The organism is Geodermatophilus sp. URMC 60 (assembly GCF_053502585.1).
Window position 1 is genome coordinate 516530 of record NZ_CP199958.1, and the last position, 19559, is coordinate 536088.

Here is a 19559-nt window from a genome sequence, read left to right on the forward strand (position 1 = left end):
GGAGGCAGACGTGACCGCGACCGGACCGACCCCGACCACCCCCCAGCCACCCCTGACCGGTGTGACGGTGCTGGAGGTCGGCGTCTTCATGGCCGCCCCCTACGCCGCCATGCAACTGGCCGACCTGGGCGCCCGGGTCATCAAGGTGGAGGACCCGCGCTCGGGCGACCCCGTCCGGGCCAGCGGGCCCTTCGTCGACGGCGAGAGCTCGCCGTACCTGCGGCTCAACCGCAACAAGGAGTCGATCGCGCTGGACCTGAAGTCCGAGGCCGGCAAGCGGGCGTTCCTCGCCCTGGCCGGCACCGCCGACGTCGTCATCGAGAACCTCCGGCCCGGTGCCATGGCCCGGCTCGGCCTCGACGCGGCGAGCGTGCAGGCGGTCAACCCCCGGGTGGTCTACGCCTCCGGCTCGGGCTGGGGGCAGGACGGGCCGCTCGCCCCGCTGCCCGGGCTCGACATCATGGCGCAGGCCCGCAGCGGGATCATGAGCATCACCGGCACCCCCGGGGGGGAGCCGGTCAAGGTCGGCGTCCCGGTGTGCGACCTCGTCTGCGGCCTGTACCTCGCCCTCGCCGTCACCGCGGCGCTGCGCGAGCGCGACCGCACCGGCGTCGGCCAGTCCGTCGACGTCTCGCTGTTCGAGGCCGGCGTGAGCCTCGCCGTCTGGGAGGCCGGCAGATACTTCGCCACCGGCGAGGTCGGCGGGCCGCTCGGCTCGGCGCACCAGAGCCAGGCGCCGTACCAGGCGTTCCGCACGGCGGACGGCTGGATCACGATCGGGGCCAACACCCCCAACACCTGGACCGGGCTGTGCCGGACGCTGGGGATGACGGCCGAGCTGGCCGACGAGCGCTACGCCGACGCCAGCCGCCGGCACGCCCACCGCGACGAGCTGGCGCGGACCGTCGAGGCCCGCACCGTTCCCCGGACGACGGCCGACCTGGTCGCCGCCCTCGACGCCGCCGGGGTGCCCTGCGCCCCGATCTCCGACTACGGCCAGGTCTTCACCGACGAGCACCTGCACACCCGCGGGTTCTACTGGGACGCGCCGCACCCGTCGCTGCCACCGCAGCGGCAGCTCGGCTCGCCCATGCGGTTGTCGGCCAGCCCCGCCGTCCGCGACCACGCCGGACCACCGCTGGGTGCCGACACCCGGGCGGTGCTGACCCGTGCCGGGGTGCCGGCCGACGTCGTCGACGCGGTCGCCGGGCCCGTGCAGGCGCCGACCCCGGCTCCCGTCGCCCCGGGGGAGGGCGCGTGAGCGGCGACCTGACGGTCAGCCAGGACGGCGCGGTCCTGACCGTCCTGTTCAACCGGCCCGAGCAGCGCAACGCGATGACCTTCGCGATGTACGAGGGGCTGGAGGCGGCCTGTGAACGGGCCGACGCCGACGACTCGGTGCGCGTGCTCGTGCTGCGCGGCGCCGGCGGCCGGGCGTTCGTCGCCGGCACCGACATCGCCCAGTTCCTCGACTTCACCGGCGGGGACGACGGCATCGCCTACGAGCAGGCGATCGAGCGGGTGGTCAACCGGCTCGAGGACGTCGCGGTGCCCACGGTCGCGGCGATCGAGGGCGCCTGCGTCGGCGGCGGGCTCGCGCTCGCGGCCGCCTGCGACCTGCGGGTGGCCACCACCTCGGCCCGGTTCGGCGTACCGGTGGCCCGCACGCTCGGCAACTGCCTGTCGGTGAACAGCGTGTCCCTGCTGGTGCACCACCTGGGCCCCGGGCGGACGCTGGACCTGCTGCTGCGGGCGCGGCTGCTGGGCGCGGAGGAGGCCGCCGAGGCCGGCTTCGTGGGACAGCTCTGCGCCGACGGCGAGCTGGACGCCGTGCTGCAGGAGCTGACCACGACGCTGCTGGGCCACGCCCCGCTGAGCATGTGGGCGGCCAAGCGCGCGGTGGCCCGGCTGCGCCGGGCCGGCCTCCCCGACGACGCCGACCTGCTGCGAACCGTCTACGGGAGCGAGGACTTCCGCGCCGGCGTCGCCGCCTTCGTGGCCCGCGAGCGGGTCAGCTGGACGGGACGCTGACCGACGCGGCGCCGTCCTCCCGCAGTTCCGCGGCCAGGGCGGCGGCCGCCGACTTCAGCAGGGGGACCACCCGCGGGACGGCGTCCATGCCGAACCGTCCCGCGGGGCCCGACACCGAGATGGCCCCGGCCGAGGGGCCACCCGGCACCGGGACGGCCACGCAGCGGACCCCGGTCTCCTGCTCGCCGTCGTCGACCGCGAAGCCCTGGTCGGCGATCACGGGCAGCTGGCGCAGCAGCTCGTCGGGGTCGGTGACGGTGAGGTCCGTGCGGGCGGGCATGCCACCCCGGACGAGCAGTTCGCGCGCGGTCTCGGGGGGCAGCTGGGCGAGCAGCACCTTGCCGACGCCGGTGCAGTGCAGGTGCACCCGCCGGCCGACCTCGGTGAACATCCGCATGGAGTGCCGCGAGGGCACCTGCGCGACGTAGACGACCCGGTCGCCGTCGAGCATGGCCAGGTTCGCCGTCTCCCCGATCGCGTCGACCAGCCAGGTGAGGTGGGGCTGGGCCCACGTGGCCAGCATCCGCGACGCGAACTCACCCAGGTGGATCAGCCGCGGGCCGAGGACGTAGCGCCGGGAGGGCAGCTGGCGCACGTAGCCGCGGGCCACGAGCGTGCGCACCAGCCGGTGGATGGTCGAGACCGGCAGTCCGCTGTCGGCGGCGAGCCGGCTGATCGCCACCTCGCCCCCCGCGTCGGCCATCAACTCCAGGAGCAGGAACGCCCGCTCGAGTGACTGGACGCCGTCCGCCGTCCCCGCCGAGGCCACCGCTCCTGTAGCCATCGCACCCCTCCCGCTTGCGCCGCCACACCGGGACACCCCACGCTCGTACCTCGGACAACGGCTCCGGTCGCCCCAGGATCCCCCGGGTTGACCGGGGTGAGGGCGGACACTACTTTTCCAGTACCCAGTCTTCGACTTCCGTGATGCGGAAAGAACGATAGCGCCGGCGGCCGCTCGGCGGGACCGGCCGGCGTCCCGCACAGCGACTCCCAGGGAGAAGGATGAGCAGCACCACCGGCGTCGACGGGCTCGAGATCACCGGCCCGATGGGGGACCGGTACGACGAGGTGCTCACCCCCTGGGCGCTGGAGCTCGTCGCACTGCTCCACCGCGAGCTCGACGGGCGCCGGCTCGAGCTGCTCGCCGCCCGCTCCACCCCCGGTGAGATCACCGAGGCGGGGCCGCGCAGCAACATCAGCGTCGGCATCCAGCACATCGAGGCGTGGCTGCGCGGCTCCGGCGCGGTCGGGACCGACGACCTCGTGGAGGACGCCGCCACCGCCTCCGGCCGCCGGGACGACGCCCGCGCTGTTCCTGGAGATGGCGGTGTCCGACGGGTGCAGCGACTTCCCGACCCTGCCGGCCTACGAGCGCATGCCGTGACCCCGCCCCACCGACCCACCGAGCCGATGCCGTGAGGACGCCATGACCGCCATCGCCGAGCCCGTCCTGTCCGACCGCACCTCCGCGCTGGCCGACCGGCTCCGGACCGCGGTCGGCACCGAACGGGTGCTGACCGACCGCACCCAGGTCCGCACGTACGAGTGCGACGGGTTGGCCAACTTCAAGGTCACCCCGGCGATCGTGGTGCTGGCCGAGAACCGACAGCACGTCGTCGACACCGTCCGGCTCTGCTCCGAGGCCGGCGTCCCCTTCGTGGCGCGCGGCTCGGGCACCGGCCTGTCCGGTGGCGCGCTACCCAGCGCCGACGGCGTCCTGCTGGTGATGTCGCGGCTGCGCAAGCTGTCCCCGGTGGACGCGGACAACCGCCAGGTCACCGTCGAGCCCGGGGTCATCAACCTGTGGGTCACCCGCGACGCGACGCCGCACGACCTGGCCTACGCGCCCGACCCGTCGTCCCAGCTGGTCTGCTCGATCGGCGGGAACGTGGCCGAGAACGCCGGGGGCGCCCACTGCCTGAAGTACGGCTTCACGGTCAACCACGTCCTCGGCGCCGAGGTGGTGCTGCCGGACGGCGAGGTCGTGCACCTCGGCGGGCGCGCTCCCGAGCACCCCGGCTACGACCTGCTGGGCGCGTTCATCGGGAGCGAGGGCACCCTGGGTGTGGCCACCGAGCTCACGCTGCGGTTGATCCGGGTGCCGGAGGCGGTGCAGACCATGCTGGTGGGCTACTCCTCGGTCGAGGACGCAGCCGGCACGGTCAGCGACATCATCGCCGCCGGGATCCTGCCGGCCGCCGTCGAGATGATGGACGCGCTGGCCATCGAGGCCGCGGAGGCCGCGGTGAGCTGCGGCTACCCCGCGGGCGCGGTCGCGGTGCTGGTCATCGAGCTCGACGGCCCGCAGGTCGAGGTCGAGGCGCAGTTCAAGCAGGTCGAGGAGATCGCCCGGGCCCGCAACGCCTTCGAGATCCGCATCGCGGCTGACGACGCGGAGCGGGCGCTGATGTGGAAGGGCCGCAAGTCGGCGTTCGCGGCGGTCGGCCGGATCAGCCCGAGCTACTTCGTGCAGGACGGCGTCATCCCCCGCACGAAGCTGCCCGAGGTCCTCGCCGAGATCGACCGCATGGCCGACGAGCGTGGCCTGCGCGTGGCCAACGTGTTCCACGCGGGCGACGGCAACCTGCACCCGCTCGTGCTGTTCGACGACGCGGTCGAGGGCCAGGCCCACGAGGCCGAGGAGCTGGCCGGCGCCATCCTCGAGCTGTGCATCACCTCCGGCGGCTCGATCACCGGCGAGCACGGGGTGGGCCAGGAGAAGCGCATGAAGATGGGCAAGCAGTTCACGCCCGAGGACCTCGACACCATGCAGCTGCTGCGGTGCGCCTTCGACCCCGACGGCATCGCCAACCCGGGCAAGGTCTTCCCGACCCCGCGGTTGTGCGGCGAGCGGCCCGGCGTCCGGAAGGGCGAGCACCCGGTGCAGGCAGCCGGCCTGGGCGAGGTCTTCTGATGACCGCCGTCACCGACACCCGCCGGGCCGGCGGACCCGACGACGCGGTCGGTGGCGTGGTCCCGCGCGAGGTGGTCCGGCCGGGCACCGTCGACCAGGTCGCCGAGGTGCTGCGGGCCGCGGCGGCCGACGGGCGCACCGTCGTGCCGGTCGGCGGGCGCAGCAAGCTGACGTGGGCCGCGCCGCCGGCGTCCTGCGACCTGCTGCTGGACCTCACCGGCCTCGACCGGATCGTCGAGCACGTGGCGGGCGACCTCACCGTCGTGGCCGAGGCCGGGGTGCGCCTCGCCGACCTGCAGGCGCACGTCGGTCGGGCCGGGCAGCTGCTCGGCCTGGACCCGCCCGAGGACGGCGCCACGCTGGGCGGCGTGGTGAGCGCGAACGCGTCGGGGCCGCGCCGGCTGCGGTACGGCACCACCCGCGACCTGCTCATCGGCATCACCGTCGTCCTCGCCGACGGGACCGTCGCGCACGCCGGCGGCAAGGTCGTCAAGAACGTCGCCGGGTACGACCTCGGCAAGCTGTTCACCGGCGCCCACGGGACGCTCGGCGCCGTGGTCTCCACCACCTGGCGCCTGCACCCGGAGCCGCCCGCCCGCCGCGTGGTCACCCTCGAGCTGCCGCACGCCGCGGCAGCCGGGCCCCCGTCGGTCGCACTGGCGCGCTCGACGCTCACCCCGTCGGCCGTGGAGCTCATCGCGGGTGCCGACGGCACCGCACGGCTGGTCGTGCTGTTCGAGTCGATCGCCGAGTCGGTGGCCGGGCAGGCCCGCGCCGCCGTCGCCCTGCTCGGCGGTGGCGAGGAGTCCGAGGACCTGCCCGCCGACTTCGGCCGGCGGCCCGGCGGTGCGGACGACGTCCTGCTGCGGCTGGCCCACGCACCGGCGTCGCTCTCGGCGGTGCTGGGCGCCCTCCCCGCCGGTACGGCGGTGGCCGCGCACGCCGCGACGGGGGTGACCTACGCGGCCGTCCCGGCCGGCCGGGCAGTCGATGCCCTGCCCCGGCTGCGTGCGGCCATCACGGAGCACGACGGGACCGCGGTGGTCCTGCGGGCGCCCGACGCCGTCCGGGACTCCCTGGACCACTGGGGCCCGGTCGGCGACTCGCTGGACCTCATGCGGCGGGTCAAGGAGAGGTTCGACCCCGAGCGGCGGATGTCGCCGGGCCGGTTCGTCGGAGGGTTGTAGATGACGGAGATCACGCCGGGCAGTCATGGCCGGGGCGACTCGCCCCCGCTCGGGTCCCCCGGGGCCTCCCCGAACGTCGGCCCCGTGCGCGACACGGTCGCCGACCTGCCGCCCGGATCGCCCACCGGGGCCGCCCGGGCGGCCGACGAGGCCCCCTCCGCGGTCGTCGGGGCGCGCCGTCCGCTCGACATCGGCCAGGACATCGACCTGCCGGCCGGTACCGGGGCCGCCACCGTGGGCACCCCGGCCCTGCTCGGCCTGCCGAAGACGCGGCAGGCCGTGCAGCCGGCCTTCGACGACCACCACCCGCCGGACGCCGCACTCATCGGCGACTGCGTGCACTGCGGGTTCTGCCTGCCCACCTGCCCCACGTACGTGCTGTGGGGCGAGGAGATGGACAGCCCCCGAGGCCGCGTCTACCTCATGAAGGAGGCGCTGGAGGGCGAGCCGCTCGACGACTCGATGGTCCGCCACTTCGACCAGTGCCTCGGCTGCATGGCCTGCGTGACGGCCTGCCCGTCCGGCGTCCAGTACGACAAGCTGATCGAGGCCACCCGCCCGCAGATCGAGCGGCGGTACCGGCGGTCGCGGGCGGAGAAGTTCTACCGCGACCTCATCTACAACCTGTTCCCCTACCCGCGGCGGCTGCGCGCACTGCGCGGGCCGCTGCGCGCCTACCAGGCCAGTCGGCTCGGCAGCCTGCTGACCCGCACCGGCCTGATGAACAAGCTGCCGGGCCCGCTGATGGCCATGGAGTCGCTGGCGCCCAAGCTCGGCCCGGTGGAGCGCGTCCCCGAGCGGACGCCGGCCGTGGGGCAGCGGCGGGCGGTGGTCGGGCTGCTCGCCGGCTGCGTGCAGGGCACCTTCTTCCCCGACGTGAACGCCGCCACCGTGCGCGTGCTGGCCGCCGAGGGCTGCGACGTCATCACGCCGAGGCGGCAGGGCTGCTGCGGCGCCCTGCCCGGCCACGGCGGCCGCGAGGAGCAGGCGCTGGACTTCGCCAAGCGGACGATCGAGACCTTCGAGCGGGCCGGGGTCGACTACGTCATCCTCAACGCCGCCGGCTGCGGCTCGAACGTCAAGGAGTACGGCCACCAGCTGCGCGACGAGCCGGAGTGGGCCGAGCGCGCCGAGGCGCTCGCACACAAGGCCCGGGACATCAGCGAGTTCATCGTGGAGCTGGGCCCGGTCGCCGAGCGGCACCCGCTGCCCATGACCGTGGCCTACCAGGACGCCTGCCACCTGGCCCACGCGCAGGGCATCCGCGAGGAGCCGCGGAAGGTGCTGCGCGGCATCCCCGGCGTGGAGCTCAAGCAGCTCACCGAGGCCGAGCTGTGCTGCGGCAGCGCCGGCACCTACAACATGCTGCAGCCGGAACCGGCACGGGAGCTCGGGGAGCGCAAGGCGGCCGCCGTCCTCGCCACCGGGGCGGACCTTATGGTCACCGCCAACCCCGGCTGCTGGATGCAGGTGGCGACCACGCTGGCCCGGATGGGCAAGCGGATGCCGGTCGCGCACACCGTCCAGGTGCTCGACGCCTCGATCCGCGGCGTGCCCGTCGAGGACCTGCTCGAGCGCGCGCTCACCGGCCCCGGCACCGCCCTGGCCCGGCCCGCCGCCACGGACGGCTGAACGAGGACCCCCCTGCAGGGTCCTGCAGGGGGGTCGGCGCTGCTCCACACTGAACCGCCCCACGTCCCCCCACCCAGCCTCGCGCCCTCACCGCCGAGGGAAGGAGCTCCGTTGTTCGAGCAGGTCGTCGACCCCGTCGGTGGGTCACTCGCACTGAGCGCCCTGGTGGCAGCGATCCCGCTGCTCACCCTCTTCGTGCTCCTCGGCGCGCTGAAGCTCAAGGCCTGGCTGGCCGGGCTCATCTCGCTGGCCGTCGCGATCGTGCTGGCCATCGTCGCGTTCCGGATGCCGGTCGGGCAGACGCTGCTGTCGGCGTCCGAGGGCGCCGCCTTCGGTTTCTTCCCGATCCTGTGGGTCGTCATCAACGCGATCTGGGTCTACAACCTCACCGTCGCCACCGGCCACTTCGACGTGCTGCGCCGCTCCTTCGAGAAGGTCAGCCCCGACCAGCGGATCCAGGCGATCATCATCGCCTTCTGCTTCGGCGCCCTGCTCGAGGCGCTGGCCGGCTTCGGGACGCCGGTCGCGATCAGCGTCGTCATGCTCATGGCGCTGGGCTTCCAGCCGCTCAAGGCCGCGGTCGTCGCGCTGATCGCCAACACCGCGCCGGTAGCGTTCGGCGCGCTGGCCACGCCGATCATCACGCTCGCTACCGTGACCTCCGGGGTGAGCGACGACGCCCGGCTCACCGTGGACACCCTGGGCGCCATGGCCGGCCGGCAGACGCCGATCCTGGCCGCGTTCGTGCCGCTGGTCCTGGTGTTCGTGGTCGACGGCAAGCGCGGGCTGCGCGACACCTGGCGCGAGGCGCTGGTCGGCGGCGTCGCGTTCGGCGTGGCCCAGTTCGTCGCCGCCAACTACATCTCGGTGCCGCTGACCGACATCATCGCCGCGCTGGTGGCCGCGGCCGCCGTCGTCGCCGTCGTCCGGATGCGCAAGGCCTCCTACGAGCCGGTCACCGCGGCCACCCTGGCCGGTGGCGGTGCAGGCACCGTGGCCGCCGGCTCCGGCGGGCGTGAGCGGGGTGGCGTCGGCGCCACCGCCGGCGAGCAGCTCGGCGACGCCCCGGGCGACCAGGCCCCACGCGACCCGCACGCCCCCGCCGTCGGCAGCGCCGACCGGCCGGTCGACGACAGCCGCGCCGAGGTCGTCAAGGCCTACGCGCCGTACGGGATCATCATCGCGATCTTCTCGCTGGCCAACCTCGGCCCGATCAAGGCCGCGCTGGCCCAGCCGCCGTGGACGACGTCCTTCGCCTGGCCGGGGCTCAACGTGTTCGCGGCTGGGTCGGACACCGAGCTGGCGTCGACGACGTACAGCTTCAACTGGTTACCCGCCGCGGGCACCCTGATGATCTTCGCCGGCCTGCTCACCATGCTGGTGCTGCGGGTCTCCCCGGCCCGGGGGCTCAAGGCCTACGTCGACACCTACCGCGAGCTGAAGTGGGCCATCCTCACCGTGATGGCGGTGCTCGCACTGGCCTACGTGCTGAACCAGTCGGGCATGACCAGCCACCTCGGCCGGCTGCTGGCCGAGACGGGCGGCTTCTTCGCCTTCCTGTCCCCCATCCTGGGCTGGATCGGCGTCGCGGTGACCGGCTCGGACACCTCGGCGAACGCGCTGTTCGGTGCACTGCAGGTGCAGGCGGCGACCAACGCGGGCCTCGACCCGGTGCTGCTCGCGGCGGCCAACTCCTCCGGCGGCGTCATGGGCAAGATGGTCAGCCCGCAGAACCTCGCCATCGCGGCCGCGGCGGTCGGCATGGCCGGCCGGGAGGGCGAGCTGTTCCGGAAGGTGTTCGGCTGGAGCATGCTGCTCCTGCTGCTGATGTGCCTGATCGTGGTCCTGCAGGCCACGCCGGTGCTCGGCTGGATGGTCCCGGGTCAGTAGTGACCTGACCCGCTGACACGACAGCGCCCCCGTACCCGGCCGGGTACGGGGGCGCTGTCGTGTGCAGAGCGGCTCCCTCGCGGGCGGCCGCGCCCCGGGCACCCCCCCCCGAGCCTGCGAAGGGTGGGGAGGACGGGGTCCTCCTTCAGCGTCCGGTCTCGGCCTCGCGCGCCTCGCCGATCCGGTTCAGCCGGGCCAGCAGCTCGCCGAGCGTGGCGACGTCCTCGGTCGGCCAGTCCGCGAGGTCGGCCTCCCAGCGGGCCCGTCGGGCGTCCCGGATGCGGGCCAGTCGGGCCGCACCCTCGGGAGAGGTGGTGAGGACCTGGGCGCGGCCGTCGGCCGGGTCGGCCTCGCGGGTGACCAGGCCGAGCGCGACCAGCGTGGAGAGCTGGCGGCTCACCGTGCTCTTGTCGAGCCCCAGCCGGGCCACCAGGTCGCTGGCGCGCAGCGGTCCGGTGTCCTGCAGCAGCGCCAGCAGCCCGTACGCGGCGCCGTCCAGGTCGGGGTGCAGTTCCCGGGACAGGCGGGCGGAGATGGCGCGGGAGCGGCGCAGCAGCAGTCCGATCTCCCGCTCCACCCGCACGTAGGCCTCGTGCGCGTCCATCTGCGTCACGGTGCCTCCTCGCCGGCGCTCGTCGGCGCCCTGTCGAGAGGTGCTGGGACCACCCGGTGACCTCGCACGCTCGGTCACCGCTCGTCCCGGGGCCGCCAGACGACCAGCGCGGAGGTGGAGGGCCGCAGCGGCACCAGGTCACGCCCGTAGCCGGCACGGACCGCGGACTCGGCCGCGATCGCCCGGCTCTCGGCCAGCTCGAGCTCGGCGAGGAGCTCCTGCACGCGCTGCTGCAGCGCCTCGACCTGCGACTCGAGGTCGATGATCCGCTTGATGCCGGCCAGGTTGACGCCGTCCTCCTGGGAGAGCCGCTGCACCTCGCGGAGCAGCGCGACGTCGCGCGGGCTGTACCGCCGGCCACCGCCCCGGGTCCGGCCGGGGCTGACCAGCCCCAGCCGGTCGTACTGGCGCAGCGTCTGCGCGTGCATGCCTGCCAGCTCGGCGGCCACCGAGATGACGAACACCGGCGCGTCCTCGGCGACGGCGCGCCCGGCGTCGAGCTGCTCGCGGAAACCGTCGGTGGGCAGGCTCACCGCGCACCCCCCTGCTGCACGGCGGCGGTGATCCGCGGCCGCGGGTCGCCGAGCTCGGCCTCGAGGACCTTGACGGCCTCCTCGGCCGCGGGCGTGAGCCGCTTGGGCACCGCCACCTCGACGGTCACCAGCAGGTCGCCGGCCCGGCCCTTGCCGGGGACGCCGCGCCCGCGCACCCGCAGCGTCTGCCCGCTCGCCGTCCCCGCGGGGACCTTGAGCGTCACGTTGCCGTCGAGGGTCGGCACGGTCAGCGTCGCCCCGAGGGTGGCCTCGGCGAAGGTGATCGGCACGGTCAGCGTGAGGTCGTTGCCCTTGCGGCCGAACAGCTCGTGCTCGGACACGTGGACGACGACGAAGAGGTCGCCGGCCGGGCCGCCGCGCCGCCCGGGCGCACCCTTGCCGGCCAGCCGGATCCGCTGGCCGTCCTTGACGCCGGCCGGGATCCGCACGGTGATCGTGCGGGTCTGGTTGGTGACGCCGTTGCCCGCGCAGGTCGGGCAGGGGTCCTCGACGACCTGGCCGGTGCCCCGGCAGTTGCGGCACGGCTCGGAGAAGGCGAACGCCCCCTGGCTGCGGCTGGTCACCCCGGCGCCCTGGCACACGGGGCAGGTGTGCGGGCTGGTGCCCGGCCGGGCCCCGGAGCCGGCGCAGGTCGGGCAGGTTCCGGGGCTCTGCATGCGCAGCGGCACGGTCACGCCGAGGACGGCCTCCTCGAAGGAGAGCGTGGCCTCGGTCTCGACGTCCTGGCCGCGGGCCGGGCCGGACGCCGCCTGGCTGCGCGCCCGGGCCGAGCCCGCGCCCGCCCCGCCGCCCCCGAAGAGGCCGCCGAACAGGTCACCGAGCCCGCCGGTTCCGCCGGTGCGCCCGCCGCCCGCGGCGCCGAACAGGTCGCCGAGGTCGAACGGCTGACCGCCGCCCGTCCCACCGGGGAACCCGCCGGGGAAGCCGGCCCGCGCGCCTGCGCCGCCGGCCCCGAACAGCCGGCGGGCCTCGTCGTACTCGGCGCGCCGCTTGGGGTCGGAGAGGACGTCGTAGGCCTCGGAGACCTCCTTGAACCGGGCCTCCGCCTCTGCGTTGCCGGGGTTCTTGTCCGGGTGCAGGTCGCGGGCCAGCTGACGGTAGGCCTTCTTGATGGCCGCCGCGTCGGCGTCCTTGGCGACGCCCAGAGCGGCGTAGTAGTCCTTCTCGATGAAGTCCCGGGTGCTCATCGGGCGCCCCCTCTCCGGCTCAGTCGGCCGCCGGGCCCTCGCCCGGCTGCGCGGGAGCGGTCCCGTCGGCGGGTGCGGTCGCCACCGGGGTCTCCGGATCGGTGACCGCGACCATCGCCGTCCGCAGCACGCGGTCGCCGCGGCGGAAACCCTGCCGCAGCACCGTCGTCGCGGTCGGGACGTCGACCTCGGCGGAGGTGTCGTGGATGACCGCCTCGTGCAACGCCGGGTCGAACGGGTCACCGGCCACGCCGAAGGCCTCGACGCCCAGGCCGTCGAGCAGCCCCAGGACGCGGTCGGCGACGACCTTGAACGCGCCGGTCAGGTCGCCGTGGTCCCGGGCCCGCTCGATGTCGTCGACGATCGGGAACAGCTGGGTGGCGAACCGCTCGGCGGCCTGGTCCACCACGAGCTGACGGTCCCGGTCCACCCGCCGCCGGTAGTTCGCGTACTCGGCGGTGACCCGCTGGAGGTCCTCGGTCCGTTCCGCCAGCTGGCGGGACAGGTCGTCGTCCACCGCCGTCGGCTGACCGCCGTCGACGGCCTCGTGCTCGCTCATCTGCTCCCCTGCTGGGTCTACGCCCGGGCCGGTGCCGGCCGGCTGCTCACCGGCCGGCACCCGCACGGTGCCGCTGATCGGGTCGATGCGCCGCTTGTCGCGGATGACGACCCGCGGCTCCTCTTCCCTCTCCGTCATCGGCGGTCGTTGTCCTCGTCGATGATCTCGGCGTCCACCACGTCGTCGTCCGACGCGGTCGCACCGGTCGCACCGCCGGGCGTGCCGGCGTCACCGGCACCCGCGGCACCGGCGCCGGCACCCGCGGCCCCCGCCTCGGTCTGCTGGGCGTAGAGCGCCCCGCCGACCTCCTGGGAGACCCGGGCGACCTTCTCCTGGGCCGCCTTGATCGCCGCGATGTCCGAGCCGCCGAGGGCCGAGCGCAGCTCGGTGAGGGCCTCGCCGAGCTCCTCCTTCTTGTCGGCCGGGATCTTGTCACCGTTCTCGGCCAGGAACTTCTCGGTCTGGTACTGCAGCGACTCGGCGAGGTTGCGGGTCTCGGCCTCCTCGCGGCGGCGCTTGTCCTCCTCGGCATGCGCCTCGGCGTCCTTCATCATCCGCTCGATGTCCTCCTTGGGGAGGGCCGAGCCGCCGGTGATGGTCATCGACTGCTCCTTGCCCGTGCCGAGGTCCTTGGCGGACACGTGCACGATGCCGTTCGCGTCGATGTCGAAGGCCACCTCGATCTGCGGGACGCCGCGGGGCGCCGGCGGCAGACCGGTGAGCTCGAACATGCCGAGCTTCTTGTTGTACATGGCCATCTCGCGCTCGCCCTGGAAGACCTGGATCTGCACGGACGGCTGGTTGTCGTCGGCCGTCGTGAAGATCTCGGAGCGCTTGGTCGGGATCGTGGTGTTGCGCTCGATGAGCCTGGTCATGATCCCGCCCTTGGTCTCGATGCCGAGGGACAGCGGGGTGACGTCGAGCAGCAGGACGTCCTTGACCTCACCGCGGAGGACGCCGGCCTGCAGAGCGGCGCCGATGGCGACGACCTCGTCGGGGTTGACGCCCTTGTTGGGCTCCTTGCCGCCGGTCAGCTCGCGCACCAGGTCGGTGACGGCCGGCATGCGGGTCGAGCCACCGACGAGGACGACGTGGTCGATCTCGCCGACGGAGACGCCGGCGTCACGGATCGCCTGGTTGAACGGCGCCCGGGCGCGGTCGAGCAGGTCCTGCGTCATCCGCTGGAACTCGGCCCGGGTGATCGTGACGTCGAGGTGCAGCGGGCCCTCGGCACCGGCGGTGATGTAGGGCAGGTTGACGTTGGTCGACTGCGCGCCGGACAGCTCGATCTTGGCCTTCTCGGCGGCCTCGCGGAGCCGCTGCATGGCCAGCTTGTCCTTGGACAGGTCGATGCCGTTGGACACGTTGAAGGTCTTGACCAGGTGGTCGACGACCTTCTGGTCCCAGTCGTCGCCGCCGAGGTGGTTGTCACCGGCGGTGGCCTTCACCTCGATGACGCCCTCGCCGATCTCCAGCAGGGAGACGTCGAAGGTGCCACCACCGAGGTCGAAGACGAGGATCGTCTGCTCGGTCTCGCCCTTGTCCAGGCCGTAGGCCAGCGCGGCCGCGGTCGGCTCGTTGACGATGCGCAGGACGTTGAGGCCCGCGATCTCACCGGCCTCCTTGGTGGCCTGGCGCTGCGCGTCCTCGAAGTAGGCGGGGACGGTGATGACCGCGTCGGTCACCGGCTCGCCCAGGTAGGTCTCGGCGTCGCGCTTGAGCTTCTGCAGGATGCGGGCGCTGATCTCCTGCGGCGTGTAGCGCTTGCCGTCGATCTCGTTGGTCCGCCAGTCGGTGCCCATGTGGCGCTTGACCGACCGGATCGTGCGGTCGACGTTGGTGACCGCCTGGTTCTTGGCCGACTGGCCGACGAGGACCTCGCCGTTCTTGGCGAACGCGACGACCGACGGGGTGGTCCGCGAGCCCTCGGAGTTGGCGATGACCGTCGGCTCGCCGCCCTCGAGGACGGTGACGACGGAGTTCGTGGTGCCGAGGTCGATACCGACCGCTCGAGCCATGGAGCTGGCCTCTCTTCCGTGTGTTCCGGGGTGGTGCTGATCCGTGTGTGGGGAGTCGGTGGGCCGCCTTGCGCGGGGTCCACTCAACTTTCCTGCCCACCCTAACGGCACCCCCGCGGGAAGTGTTCCCGGGTGTCGCAGATCCGATCGGTCCGCCGCCTTCGCGGCGCAGAGGGTGGGGTGCACAGGAGGACTCTCGGTCGGCCGTCGCTGCAGCGGAACGGGCGACCGACATCTGTGGACAGCGCTCCTCCCGGCTCGGCTGTGCGGGTCCCGGCTCAGCACCGGGGGTGAGGCAGGACCCGCGACGACCAGCTGAGCTGATCATCGGAGGACGGCGCCCCGGTCCGCGGACACCGGGGGACCGGGCGCGGCCGCGAGGGGGTTACCGGCGAGTAGCCTGTGCGCCCGACGGCTATCGTCCGACGCGTGCGGGCGCCGGTGCCCGCACGCGGTCCGTTGGACGATGGCGAGTCCACCCGCCGTCGTGGCGGGCGGGGGATCAACCGACGCCTCCTGGCGTCCGGGAGGGATGTTCGATGGGCCCCTTGCAGATCGTCCTGGGGACGATCAGCGTGCTCTTCCTCATCGTGTCGGTGGTGTTCGCCTACCGGGCGGTGCGGGCCATGGTCCGCATCATCAGGACCGGTCAGCCGGACAGCACCCGCAACGGTCCGGTGGGCCCGCGGCTCAAGACGCTGGTCGTGGAGTCGCTCGGGCACACCCGGATGCTCAAGTGGTCGTCGATCGGCGTCGCCCACTGGTTCGTGTTCCTGGGCTTCTACGGCCTGTTCCTCACCCTGGTCGAGGCCTTCGGCGAGGTCTGGGACCCGGCCTTCCACCTGCCGCTCGTCGGGGAGCTGGGCATCTGGAACCTCTTCGCCGACGTCATCGGCACCGGCACGGTCGTCGGGATCCTCTACCTGATCTACCGGCGCCAGAAGGACCACCCGCGCCGCCAGGGCCGGGCCAGCCGCTTCGCCGGCTCGAACGAGGGACGCGGCTACTTCGTCGAGGCCGTCGTCCTGATCGTCGGTATCTGCATCCTGCTGATCCGGGCGCTCAAGATCTCCTCGGACCTGACCGACGCCCCGGCCTGGTCGCACCCCGTCTCGGGCCTGCTGGCGACCGTGCTGCCGAACAGCCCGGACCTGCTGAGCGTCGTCGCGTTCGTCAAGATCGTGGTCTCGCTGACCTGGCTCGTGGTCCTCAGCCGCACCCTCAACATGGGCGTCGCCTGGCACCGGTTCAGCGCCTTCCCGAACATCTACTTCAAGCGCCACGACGACGGCAGCGTCGCCCTGGGTCCGCTTCAGCCCATGACCTCGGGCGGCAAGGAGATCGACTTCGAGGACCCCGACGAGGACGCGATCTTCGGCCGCGGCAAGATCGAGGACTTCACCTGGAAGGGGATGCTCGACTTCACCACCTGCACCGAGTGCGGGCGGTGCCAGAGCCAGTGCCCGGCGTGGAACACGGGCAAGCCGCTCAGCCCCAAGATGGTGATCATGGACCTGCGGGACCACCTGTACGCCAAGGCCCCGTACCTGCTCGGCGAGAAGACCGCGGCCGAGACCGCGCCCGACTACGACGTCCTCAAGCCGAGCGACGAGCAGGTCTGGGCCTCGGGCTACGCCCGCATCGAGGGCACCAACGACGCGCAGGCCCACCGCCCGCTCGTCGGCACCCTCGCGGAGGGCGGGGTCATCGACCCCGACGTGTTGTGGAGCTGCACCAACTGCGGCGCCTGCGTCGAGCAGTGCCCGGTCGACATCGAGCACATCGACCACATCGACGACATGCGCCGCTACCAGGTGCTCATCGAGTCCAACTTCCCCTCCGAGGCCGGCGTGATGCTGCGCAACCTGGAGAACCGCGGCAACCCGTGGGGCGTGAGCCCCAGCACCCGCGAGGACTGGATGAAGGAGCTGGACTTCGAGGTCCGGCAGGCCGACGGCCCGCTGCCCCTCGATGTCGAGTACCTGTTCTGGGTCGGCTGCGCCGGCGCCATCGACGACCGGGGCAAGAAGGTCACCAAGGCCGTCGCGGAGCTGCTGCACACCGCCGGCGTCGAGTTCGCCGTCCTGGGCTCCGGGGAGACCTGCTCGGGCGACCCGGCCCGCCGCATGGGCAACGAGTTCGTCTTCCAGATGCTCGCCCAGGAGAACGTCGAGACCCTCAACGGCGTCTTCGAGGGCCGCGTGCCGGGCATGCGCAAGATCGTCACCACCTGCCCGCACTGCTTCAACTCGCTGGGCCGGGAGTACCCGCAGGTCGGCGGCGAGTACGAGGTCGTCCACCACACCCAGCTGCTCAACCAGCTGGTGGCCGACGGCCGGCTGACCCCGGTCACGCCGGTCGACCGCAAGGTCACCTACCACGACCCGTGCTTCCTCGGCCGGCACAACAAGGTCTACACGCCCCCGCGCGAGATCCTGGAGTCCGTCCAGGGCCTGTCCACCCAGGAGATGCACCGCTGCAAGGACCGCGGCTTCTGCTGCGGTGCCGGTGGCGCCCGCATGTGGATGGAGGAGAAGATCGGCAAGCGGATCAACATGGAGCGCACCGAGGAGGCGCTCGACCTCGACCCGGACGTCATCTCCACCGCGTGCCCGTTCTGCATCACGATGCTCAGCGACGCGCTGACGACGAAGAAGCAGAACGGCCAGGCCGGCGAGCACGTCGAGGTCCTCGACGTCAGCCAGATCCTGCTGCGCTCGCTCGCACCGGTCGGCACGCCCGGCACCGAGCACGGCGCGGAGGTCGGCACGGAGGGCGACGACGTGGCCGGCACCGGCTCGGCGGCGACGGAGCACGGCGCGCAGAACTGACCCCACCGCACCGCTGACCCCACCGCACCGCGACCCCACCGCACCGCGACGACGGCGCGTGTCCCTCCCGGGGGCACGCGCCGTCGTCGTCGGCGGGCGGGTGCGCGGCCGACCGGGGCCCGGTGCCGGCCGCGCTGCGCCGCCACCCCGCGGCCGTCCCGCGAGCCGCCGTCCCGCGACAGGACCCGGGCACGACGGGCCGCGGGCCCCGGAGCACCATCGTCGGGTGACCGGGATCGCTCCACCTTCCGCCGACCGGGCCGGGACGTCCCGCGGCCTGGTGCTCGTCGGGACGGCGATCGTCCTCACCGGGCTGAACCTGCGGACGGCGGTCAACAGCGTCGGCCCGGTGCTGCAGGAGATCCAGCGTGGGCTGGACGTCTCCAGTGGGCTGACCGGGCTGATCACCAGCCTGCCGGTGCTCTGCTTCGCGGCCATCGGGTTCGCCGGGCCGCCACTGGCCGCCCGGTTCCGCGACGGGCACGTGCTCGCCGGCGCGCTGCTGGCGATGGCCGCGGGCCTGGTGGTGCGCGCGGCGGCCGGGACGTTCTGGCTCTTCGTCGTCGGGACCGTGCTGGCGATGGTCGGCGGCGCCCTGGGCAACGTGCTGCTGCCCAGCCTGGTCAAGCGCTACTTCCCGCAGCGCACCGGGCTGCTCGTCGGGGCCTACAGCACCGCCATGGCCGTCGGCGGAGCGGTGGCCTCCGTCTCCGCCGCGCCCATCGCCCGCGCCGCAGGGGACGGCGGCTGGCGCTGGGCGCTGGGCGTGTGGATGGTGCTCGCGCTGGTGACCGCGCTGCCGTGGCTCGCCGTGCGGCCGCGGGCCGGGGCCTCGCAGAGGACGCACGCGGCGCTGCCCCTGCGGTCGCTGGTGCGCAGCCCCACGGCGGTACTCCTGGCGGCCTTCTTCGGCCTCCAGGCGATGCAGGCCTACGTCATCATCGGCTGGACGGCGCAGTACCTGCGGGACTCCGGGCTCGGCGCGGCGACCGCCGGGCTGCTGCTCGGCGTCAACACCGTCGTCGTCATCCCGCTCAACGCCGTCGTCCCGGTGCTGACGGTGCGCCCGCGGGCACAGCGGCCGCTGCTGGTCGCCTTCGGCGCCTGCTACGTCGCCGGCTGGCTGGGCCTGCTGCTTGCGCCGCGGACCGTCCCGTGGCTGTGGATGAGCCTGCTGGCCCTGGGGATGGGGACCTTCGCGATGGTCCTCACCCTCATCGGGCTGCGCGCCCGCACGCCGGAGACCACGGCCGCCCTGTCCACCGTCGTCCAGGGGTGGGGGTACGTGCTCGCCGCCGGGGGACCGCTGCTGGTCGGCGTCCTGCGCGGGGCCACCGGCAGCTACGCCGGCATGTTCGCCGTCGCCTTCACCTGCGTCGTCGCCCTGCTGGTCAGCGGCTGGGCGGTCACCCGCGAGCGCTTCGTCGACGACGAGGTGGTCGGCCGCGTGACCACCGCGCCGGTCAGGGAGCCGGACGCCGCGTCTCGGCGCGGGTGAAGTTGCGGAACGACCGGGAGGGCGTCGGACCGCGCTGGTCCTGGTAGCGGGAGCCGTAGACCGCCGAGCCGTACGGGTGCTCGGCCGGGCTGGTCAGCCGGAACAGGCACAGCTGGCCGATCTTCATGCCCGGCCACAGCGTGATCGGCAGGTTGGCCACGTTGGACAGCTCCAACGTGATGTGCCCGGAGAAGCCCGGGTCGACGAAGCCGGCCGTGGAGTGGGTCAGCAGCCCCAGCCGGCCCAGCGAGCTCTTGCCCTCCAGCCGGGCGGCCATGTCGTCCGGGACGGTGACGACCTCGAGCGTCGAGCCGAGCACGAACTCGCCCGGGTGCAGCACGAACGGCTCGTCGCCGTCGGGCTCGACCAGCGTGGTCAGGTCGTCCTGCTGCTGGGCCGGGTCGATGTGCGTGTAGCGCGCGTTGTTGAAGACCCGGAAGAAGCGGTCCAGCCGGACGTCGATGCTCGAGGGCTGCACCAGCGCCTTGTCGTAGGGCTCGATGCCCAGGCGGCCCTCGGAGATCGCGGTCGTGATGTCGCGGTCGGACAGCAGCATGCGGCGGAGTCTAGGGACCGCGTCCGCTCGCCACCCCGGTCCGATCGGGCCGGCAGACCCTCCGCGGCCCTGGTGCGCCACCGGCC

The 19559-nt window shown here is 73.5% G+C and carries 16 protein-coding genes; 9 read left to right on the forward strand and 7 right to left on the reverse strand.

The features are described 5' to 3' along the window. Nucleotides 1-10: 10 nt before the first annotated feature. Nucleotides 11-1261 (forward strand): CaiB/BaiF CoA transferase family protein, encoded by a 1251-nt coding sequence (locus tag ACWIX3_RS02505; RefSeq protein ID WP_448610503.1) that lies wholly within the window; start codon nt 11-13, stop codon nt 1259-1261. Beyond that, nucleotides 1258-2031, forward strand: a complete 774-nt coding sequence (locus tag ACWIX3_RS02510; RefSeq protein WP_448610504.1) for an enoyl-CoA hydratase — start codon at nt 1258-1260, stop codon at nt 2029-2031. The genes ACWIX3_RS02505 and ACWIX3_RS02510 overlap by 4 nt, the downstream gene beginning before the upstream one ends. Here ACWIX3_RS02510 and ACWIX3_RS02515 read toward each other — a convergent pair. Continuing rightward, complete coding sequence (locus tag ACWIX3_RS02515) at nt 2012-2815, reverse strand: IclR family transcriptional regulator (protein WP_448610505.1); 804 nt, start codon at nt 2813-2815, stop codon at nt 2012-2014. The two genes, ACWIX3_RS02510 and ACWIX3_RS02515, sit on opposite strands and share 20 nt — an antisense overlap. A 221-nt stretch (nt 2816-3036) precedes the next feature. On the opposite strand from ACWIX3_RS02515, the gene ACWIX3_RS02520 reads away from it, so the two are divergent. From ACWIX3_RS02520 to ACWIX3_RS02540, 5 genes are all read left to right on the forward strand, one after another. Next, complete coding sequence (locus ACWIX3_RS02520) at nt 3037-3453, forward strand: hypothetical protein (RefSeq protein ID WP_448610506.1); 417 nt, start codon at nt 3037-3039, stop codon at nt 3451-3453. 7 nt (nt 3454-3460) lie between these two features. Beyond that, nucleotides 3461-4948: an FAD-linked oxidase C-terminal domain-containing protein gene (locus tag ACWIX3_RS02525; RefSeq protein ID WP_448610507.1), complete on the forward strand. Its 1488-nt coding sequence runs from the start codon at nt 3461-3463 to the stop codon at nt 4946-4948. Further along, complete coding sequence (locus ACWIX3_RS02530; RefSeq protein ID WP_448610508.1) at nt 4948-6135, forward strand: FAD-binding oxidoreductase; 1188 nt, start codon at nt 4948-4950, stop codon at nt 6133-6135. The genes ACWIX3_RS02525 and ACWIX3_RS02530 overlap by 1 nt, the downstream gene beginning before the upstream one ends. Before the next feature lie 84 nt (nt 6136-6219). Then, nucleotides 6220-7767: a glycolate oxidase subunit GlcF gene (glcF, locus tag ACWIX3_RS02535; RefSeq protein ID WP_448610509.1), complete on the forward strand. Its 1548-nt coding sequence runs from the start codon at nt 6220-6222 to the stop codon at nt 7765-7767. Nucleotides 7768-7878: 111 nt separating this feature from the next. Further along, a complete protein-coding gene (locus ACWIX3_RS02540) occupies nt 7879-9657 on the forward strand; it encodes an L-lactate permease (protein ID WP_448610510.1) in 1779 nt (592 codons plus the stop codon). Between the two features lie 145 nt (nt 9658-9802). Here the strand turns inward: ACWIX3_RS02540 and ACWIX3_RS02545 are convergent, their stop codons facing one another. The 5 genes from ACWIX3_RS02545 to dnaK all read right to left on the reverse strand — a co-directional run bounded on the left by ACWIX3_RS02545 (nt 9803) and on the right by dnaK (nt 14588). Beyond that, nucleotides 9803-10261: a MarR family winged helix-turn-helix transcriptional regulator gene (locus ACWIX3_RS02545; protein ID WP_448612510.1), complete on the reverse strand. Its 459-nt coding sequence runs from the start codon at nt 10259-10261 to the stop codon at nt 9803-9805. Nucleotides 10262-10344: 83 nt separating this feature from the next. After that, nucleotides 10345-10803: a heat shock protein transcriptional repressor HspR gene (locus ACWIX3_RS02550; protein ID WP_448610511.1), complete on the reverse strand. Its 459-nt coding sequence runs from the start codon at nt 10801-10803 to the stop codon at nt 10345-10347. Further along, nucleotides 10800-12011 carry a molecular chaperone DnaJ gene (gene dnaJ / locus ACWIX3_RS02555; protein WP_448610512.1) on the reverse strand — a complete coding sequence of 404 codons (1212 nt, stop codon included), beginning with the start codon at nt 12009-12011 and terminating at the stop codon, nt 10800-10802. The genes ACWIX3_RS02550 and dnaJ overlap by 4 nt, the downstream gene beginning before the upstream one ends. A 19-nt stretch (nt 12012-12030) precedes the next feature. Beyond that, complete coding sequence (gene grpE, locus ACWIX3_RS02560; RefSeq protein ID WP_448610513.1) at nt 12031-12708, reverse strand: nucleotide exchange factor GrpE; 678 nt, start codon at nt 12706-12708, stop codon at nt 12031-12033. Continuing rightward, nucleotides 12705-14588, reverse strand: coding sequence for a molecular chaperone DnaK (dnaK, locus tag ACWIX3_RS02565; RefSeq protein ID WP_448610514.1), 1884 nt, complete (start codon nt 14586-14588; stop codon nt 12705-12707). The genes grpE and dnaK overlap by 4 nt, the downstream gene beginning before the upstream one ends. A gap of 539 nt (nt 14589-15127) precedes the next feature. Here dnaK and ACWIX3_RS02570 point away from each other — a divergent pair. Beyond that, nucleotides 15128-17419 (forward strand): (Fe-S)-binding protein, encoded by a 2292-nt coding sequence (locus tag ACWIX3_RS02570; RefSeq protein ID WP_448610515.1) that lies wholly within the window; start codon nt 15128-15130, stop codon nt 17417-17419. A 226-nt stretch (nt 17420-17645) separates the two neighbouring features. Further along, nucleotides 17646-18917: a CynX/NimT family MFS transporter gene (locus ACWIX3_RS02575; protein WP_448610516.1), complete on the forward strand. Its 1272-nt coding sequence runs from the start codon at nt 17646-17648 to the stop codon at nt 18915-18917. Here the strand turns inward: ACWIX3_RS02575 and dcd are convergent. Then, a complete protein-coding gene (gene dcd / locus ACWIX3_RS02580; RefSeq protein ID WP_448610517.1) occupies nt 18883-19473 on the reverse strand; it encodes a dCTP deaminase in 591 nt (196 codons plus the stop codon). The two genes, ACWIX3_RS02575 and dcd, sit on opposite strands and share 35 nt — an antisense overlap. Between the last annotated feature and the right edge of the window lie 86 nt (nt 19474-19559).